General features: G+C 69.4%; 4 protein-coding genes and 1 pseudogene. All 5 read right to left on the bottom strand.

Annotation, left to right across the window (positions count from 1 at the left end):
- Positions 1-207, bottom strand: a pseudogene (locus EBS11_RS21495) (hypothetical protein); the annotation flags it as partial.
- 2 nt (positions 208-209) lie between these two features.
- Positions 210-1787 (bottom strand): MBOAT family protein, encoded by a 1578-nt coding sequence (locus EBS11_RS21490; RefSeq protein WP_290606222.1) that lies wholly within the window; start codon positions 1785-1787, stop codon positions 210-212.
- Positions 1777-2862, bottom strand: a complete 1086-nt coding sequence (locus EBS11_RS21485) for a glycosyltransferase family 4 protein (RefSeq protein ID WP_290606220.1) — start codon at positions 2860-2862, stop codon at positions 1777-1779. The genes EBS11_RS21490 and EBS11_RS21485 overlap by 11 nt, the downstream gene beginning before the upstream one ends.
- Before the next feature lie 36 nt (positions 2863-2898).
- On the bottom strand, positions 2899-4368 hold the full coding sequence (locus EBS11_RS21480; protein ID WP_290606218.1) for a lipopolysaccharide biosynthesis protein: 1470 nt from the start codon (positions 4366-4368) through the stop codon (positions 2899-2901).
- 18 nt (positions 4369-4386) lie between these two features.
- Positions 4387-6471, bottom strand: coding sequence for a glycosyltransferase (locus tag EBS11_RS21475; protein ID WP_290606216.1), 2085 nt, complete (start codon positions 6469-6471; stop codon positions 4387-4389).
- Between the last annotated feature and the right edge of the window lie 33 nt (positions 6472-6504).

Here is a 6504-nt window from a genome sequence, read left to right as displayed (position 1 = left end):
GACGGCGGGCCGGTAGCGCGCCACGGCATAGGTCTTGGCCCAGGCACCGAGCTTTTCATTGAGCTGGCGCGGGCGCTGCACCAGGGGGCTGTCCCACTGGTGCAGCAGGTAGGGATCGACCTGGTAGTTGAGGAACGAGACGGCGCCCAGCGCGAGGCCGATGCAGGCGAGAAAGCCGGCGAGGTAGCGGCGGGCGGCGGCGTCCATGGTCAGAACTGGAAATAGAGGAATTCGGTGACCCGGTTCATGCCGAAGACGCAGGCGACGAACAGCGCGGCCAGGCCCACGCTCCAGCGGCGCGTGGGACGCCAGCTGACGTTCCAGCGTCCGGCAGGCTGAAAGATTCTTTCAATGGCAGGCTCGTAGAGAAAGAATATTTCTTGCGTGTTCGGCGCCCTGAAGGCCAGCAGCATGGCGCCCAGCAGCACGGGCAAGCCCGGCCCCACCAGTTCGATCCAGCGGATGCCGTCGAAGGCGGGATGCAGGCCCCACTGCGCCAGGGTGGCGCCGTGGCTGGCCAGGCCGCGCGGCAGGCTGATGCCGTTCGCCCCCACGAGCGCGCCCGCGATGTCCCAAGCCGTGGCCACGTCGGGCGCGCGGAAAAAGATCCAGGCGAGCATGACGGCAAGAAAGGTCAGCAAGCCCGGCCACCAGCGCAGCCAGCGGTACCCCGGCGCCGTGCCGAAGAACCTTTGCCACGCCTGCTGCAGCACCAGGTACAGGCCGTGCAGGCCGCCCCAGATGACGAAGGTCCAGCCGGCGCCGTGCCACAGGCCGCCCAGCAGCATGGTCAGCATCAGGTTGCGGTAGCGCATGGCCTCGCCGCGCCGGCTGCCGCCCAGGGGAATGTACAGATAGTCGCGCAGGAAGCGCGACAAGGTCATGTGCCAGCGGCGCCAGAAGTCCGCGATATTGGCCGCCTTGTACGGCGAATTGAAGTTCAGCGGCAATTTCACGCCGAACAGGCGCGACAGGCCGATGGCCATGTCCGAATAGCCGGAAAAGTCGAAATACAGCTGGAAGGTGTAGGCCAGCACGCCGATCCATGCCTCGATCAGCGTGGGCGCGGCGTCGGCCGCGAAGACGGGGATGGCCAGCGGCGACAGGTTGTCGGCGATCAGCACCTTCTTGGCCAGGCCGATGGTGAAGATGGACAGGCCGACGGCGAAATTGGCCGCGCGCGGGCGCGCGTTGGCGGGGTCGGCGAACTGCGGCATCATGTCGCGGTGGTGCAGCACGGGACCGGCGATCAGGTGGGGGAAATAGCTGACGAACAGCAGGTAATGGAGGAAGCGGTATTCGCGCACCTCGCCCCGGTAGCAATCGACGAGGAAGGCGATCTGCGTGAAGGTGAAGAACGAAATACCGATCGGCAAGATGATGTCGAGGCCATGCCACGGCAGGCTGGCAGCGCCAGCACCGGCGGCCGTCGCTACGGCATGGACGCTGTCGATGAAGAAATTGGCATACTTGTAGTACGCGAGCAGGCCCAGGTTCAGCGCCAGAGCCGCCACCAGCACGCGCTTGCGGGCCGCGCCCGCGCGGGCACCGATCAGGCGCCCGGCGGCATAATTGACGCAGATCGAGGCCAGCAGCAGCGGCAGGTAGCGCGCATCCCACCACGCATAGAAGAACAGGGAGGCGCCGCCCAGCCAGGCGGCCGGTGCCAGGCGGCGCCAGCTGGCGGCCGCACGGGCGCCGGCGGGCGCCCAGCGGTCCAGCAGGAAGTAGCCGACCAGCACGATGGGCAGGAAGGCGAACAGGAAGGCGAAGGAATTAAACAGCATGGCGGCTCCTTGCCGGGTGCGCGGCCGTGGCGGCGTGCGCCTGGCCGTAGCACTCGGCGATCTGCGCCGCCACGCGCTCCCACGTAAAACGCTCCACCAAGGCCCGCACCCGCGCCCGTTCCGGGGCCAGCGCCAGCAGCCCGGTGATGGCCAGGCGCTGCGCGGGGCCGTCGTCCCAGCGCACCTTGCGCAGCGCAAAGGCGGAATCGGGCAAGTCCAGCGCGCTTTGCGATGTCATGACGACGGGCGTGCCGGCCGCCAGCGCTTCGAGCACGCTCAGGGGAAATACTTCACCCTGGCTGGGCAAGGCCGCCACGGCCGCCGCATGGTAGGCGCTGGCCAGCAGCGGGTCGGCGTGGTCCAGCGCGCCCAGCCAGCGCACGTGGGGCAAGTCCAGCAGCTGCTGCAGGTAGGCTTGCTGCTCGCGCGGCGCGGCGCCGATCAGCACCACGGGCACGCCGCTGCCGGCCAGCGCCTGCGCCAGCCCCAGCTGGTTTTTATAGGGTGAAATGCTGCCCACCATCAGCACGAAGGGCACGGCGATGCCCGTCTCGCGCCGGAACAGGTCGCCGTTGGCCGTGAAGAAATGCGGATTGATCCCGTTCGGCAGGACACGGATGGCCTCGCCCGCCAGGCCGAAGCCGTGCACGAGGGCATCGCGCTCGGCCTCGCCCAGGGCGATGACACGCGTGGCCAGGTGCAGGGCGCGCCGCGTCTGCGCGTAGCTCGTCTGCACCATCCACTCCGTCAGCCGTCCCGCCAGCCGGTCGGCCAGCCGGGCGCGCCAGGCACTGCCCCGGTTCCAGCTGGGCGCCAGCAGCGGCGACAGCACCACGGGCACGCCCAGTTCGCTGGCCGTCTCCAGGATGCGGTAGGTGCCGTTGCTCGCCGAAAACACGTGCAGCACGTCGAAATCGGCCAGCCGCTCGTGGTTGGCGTCCACCAGCTGCACCGCCAGGGGCCGCGCCGGGTTGGCCGGCAGCCGGTTCAGGGCGGCCACGGTTTCGCGCACCTGCACCTGCAAGCCGCCGTCGCGCTGGAACAGCATGGGATAGGACAAGATACCGACACGCATGGTCTTCCTTTCTGGCCGCCGCGCCCGCGCAAGCCGTCAGTACTGCGACTTGACGGCCAGCCAGCGGCCCAGCAGCTTGCGTTGCACGAACTGAAACTCCACGGCGATTTCGTGTTTCAACAGAAAAATCCCGGCGATCCAGCACAGCAGGGTCGCCAGCGCCGTGCCTGCCAGCGCCAGCAGCGGGATGGCATGCGGCATGTCGGCCGGCATCCACAGCAGCATGCACAGCGGCGGCGGACTGCTGATGGCGCACAGGGCCAGGCTCTTGCGCAGGACGGGCAGCAGGATGCGCCAGTCGAGACCGCTGAAGCGCCGCAGGCAGCGGTAGATCAGCCAGCTGCGCAACAGCGTGCTGAAGACCACGGCCCAGGCCACGGCCACCAGGCCGAAGGGCGCCGCCAGCAGCAGCGCCGCCACCTTCAGGCCGCCCGCCCACGCATCGAGCCCCGCCTGCACGCGCATCCGGCCCGTCGCCACGAACAGGTAGCGGGCCATGCTGAACATGCTATACACGGCCGAGGACAGGCACATGATGCGTATCAAGGGCGTACACGCGCTCCATTGGGGTCCGTACAACACTTTGACGAGGGGCAAGGCCATGCAGGCGAGAAACAGGAAAAACGGCCAGGCCAGCGCCGTCATGTAGCTGACCGTGCGCAGGTAGACGGGTCCCGCCCCGCCCTCCTCGCGGTCGCGCGCCGCGAACAGGGGAAACACCACGGGCGAGATGGCACTCGTGATGGCCTGGTTGAAAATGCTCAGCATGCTTTGCGTCTTGCCGAACAGGGCCAGGCTCTCGATATCGATCATCTTGCCGATCACCAGGTCCGGCGCCACCACGCCCGCCTCGTCCACCAGCCCGCCCCCCGTCGCATAGGCGCCGAAGGAGACGATGGCCCGCACGCCCCGCCGTCCCGGCAGCCACGGCAGTTCGCGGGGACGCACGACCAGGCTCGTCAGCAGCGAGGCGGTGGAGCCGGCCAGCACGGCCGCCACCAGGCTCATGTAACTGTGGCCCAGCAGCGCCATGCTCACCCCCACCAGCAGGTTGGTGACGCTGTTGGCCGCGTTGATCGCATAGATGGCGCGAAAGCGCAGTTGCCGCCGCAGGAGGGGCAAGGTCAGCGCGCTGAACGGAATCAGCAGGAAGTTGATCGACAGCAGCTGCAGCACCAGGTGCAGGCGCGGCTCGTCGTAGAAGCGGGCCAGCGGGCCGCTGGCGGCCAGCACCAGCGCCGCCAGCAGCCAGGCCACCACCAGGCTCGTCGTCAGGGCGGCGCGCAGTTTCTCCGTCGTCAGCACCTTTTCCTGGATCAGGTACTGGCCCACGCCGAAATCGCGCACCACCTGGGCCATGGCCACCAGCACGGCGCCCAGCGAATACACGCCCACCTCGGCCGGCGTCAGCAGGCGCGACAGGATCATCGTGGACACGATACTCAGCAGCAGCACCGTGTATTTTTCGGCGAAGGAAAAGAAGAAGGAATGGCGCGTGGCATTCATGCGGGGCAGCTCCTGGCGCTACACGAGACCGGCATAGAACTGCTGCAGCTGCCGCTCCAGGCGCTGCATGGAATAGTGCTGCTCCGCCTCCAGGCGGGCCTGCTGCCCCATGCGCCGGCGCCGGGCCGGGTCGCGCAGCAGCCCGGCCACAGCCCGGCAGGCGGCCTCCTCGTCGTCCAGCGGCAGCAGCAGGCCGCCGCCGCTGCCGTGCAGGATGTCGCGGGTGCCCGGCACGTCCGTGCCCACGGCCGGCACGCCGCACGCCATGGCCTCGATGGTGGCGATGCCGAAACCTTCGTTCTTGCTCAGCAGCAGATGCAGGTCGAAGGCGGGCATCAGCAGGTCGATGCGGGGCTGGAATCCCGCCAGCAGCACCCGCCCCTGCAATCCCGCCGCCCGCACCTGTTCACGCAGCAAGTCTTCCAGCGGCCCCGTGCCCGCCAGCACCAGGTACAGGCGGGGAAACTGGGGCAGCAGACGGGCGAACAGGGCCAGCAGGGCTTGCGGCCGCTTTTGCGCGGACAGGCGGGCCACGCAGCCGATCACCAGCGCGTCCGGCGGCAGCCCCAGCTGCTGACGCGCCTGCAGCCGCCGTTGCGGCGAGACGGTGAAGGCATCCGTATCGACGCCGTTCGGGATCACGGCCAGCCGCGTGGCCGGCGCCAGCATGCCGCGGTACAGGTCGAGGAAATGCCGCATGGCCGACGGCGACACGGCATACACGCCCTTCACGCCGCGGAACGCTTCCTGCAGCAGGGGCCGCTGCCAGGCGCTCAGCGGTTCCAGGGGAAACGCGTTGTGCACGCTGACCACGGCCGGCAGGCGGCAGCGCCGCGCCAGCCACAGGATCGAGGCGCCATAGGTGGTCCAGCAGAAAGCCACGTGCACCAGGTCGGGCCGCAGCCGCCGCAGCGGCCGGGCGCCCGCGAGCCGCGCGCGCAGCAGGTTCCAGCGCCGCCAGGCCCAGTGCTCGACGAACAGGGGCGGTTCATACACTTCCACGCGCAGCTGCCGCCGCCGCAGGCCCTGCGCCCAGGCGGCGAAGCCGGGGAAGCGGCGCAGCCCCAGCACGCTGTCGTAGCCGGCCTTGCCCAGCAGCTGCGCCTCCTGCGCCATGCGCAGCTCCATGCCGCCCAGTTCGCCGGAATAGCTGGTGATGAGGACGCGCGGCAGGCGCTTGCGCCGCCCGCGCCACGCTTCGTGGAAATAGCCCTGCAGCCATGCCAGTTCCCAGCTGCGCAGGAACAGGGTTTCCCGGTCCCGCCGCAGCCAGGCGCCCACGGCCGCCACGCCGTCGCGCAGGTAGCGGCCCAGCATCCAGCGGGGCACGCCCAGCCATTCCACGCTGGGCGCCGGCACCGCCAGCCGGCACTGGCCCCGGCCGAACAGGAAGGAGCGCCGCAGGACCCAGTCGCGCTGCACCTGCTGCACGCGGATGATGTGCGCCACCCTGGCCTGCGGGCAGAACCACGACGGGTTGCCGGCCCGGTAGATATCCAGGTTCAACTTGGTTTCACTGCCCATGGCATAGCTGCGGCCCTGGGGGCCGATGCTTTCGTCATAGCGGGCGCCCGCCTCGAAGAGACGGCGGCGGATGGCCATGTTGGCGCCCCAGACGAGGCCGGGATACACGGGACCGTCGCGCAGCTCGGGACTGGTGATGCCCCACGTCAGGCCGACGGGTGTCAGGCGCAGCAGCCAGTCGGCCGGCGTTTCGCGCCAGGCGGGCACGATGGCGCCGCCGAACAGGCCGTGGCCGGGATGGCTGCGCGCACACGCCTGCAAACGGCACAGCCAGTCCGGCGCGGGCATGGCATCGTCGTCGCCAAAGACGAACAGCTCGCTGCCGTCGCCGCCGCGGCGCAGGGCGTACTCAACGGCGCCGTTCAGGGCGGGACTGCGGCCGCGCCGCGCCACGTACACGGAACTCAAGGGCAGGCGGCCACGGAAGGCGGCGATCACCTGCGCCGTGGCGTCGGTGCTGCCATTGTCGGCGATGACGAGGCGCCAGCCGCCCGCGGGCGGGTGCAGGCCCATGTAGGCGCGCAATACCTGGGGCAAGGTGCTGGCGCCATTGTAGGTCGCCATGAGAACGGTCAACAAGGACATGCCTCCTTGGTCTTACCATGACAAAAC

It is taken from the genome of Janthinobacterium sp., from assembly GCF_009923995.1.
In the GTDB taxonomy this organism is placed as follows: Bacteria; Pseudomonadota; Gammaproteobacteria; order Burkholderiales; family Burkholderiaceae_D; genus Janthinobacterium.
Note: the sequence above shows the minus strand (reverse complement) of the source record. Positions and strands in the feature narration are given on the sequence as shown.

Excerpts from the sequence above, each read along its gene's own strand:
- EBS11_RS21480 (WP_290606218.1), bottom strand. The coding sequence starts at position 4,368 with ATGAATGCCACGCGCCATTCCTTCTTCTTTTCCTTCGCCGAAAAATAC.
- EBS11_RS21485 (WP_290606220.1), bottom strand. The coding sequence starts at position 2,862 with ATGCGTGTCGGTATCTTGTCCTATCCCATGCTGTTCCAGCGCGACGGC.
- EBS11_RS21490 (WP_290606222.1), bottom strand. The coding sequence starts at position 1,787 with ATGCTGTTTAATTCCTTCGCCTTCCTGTTCGCCTTCCTGCCCATCGTG.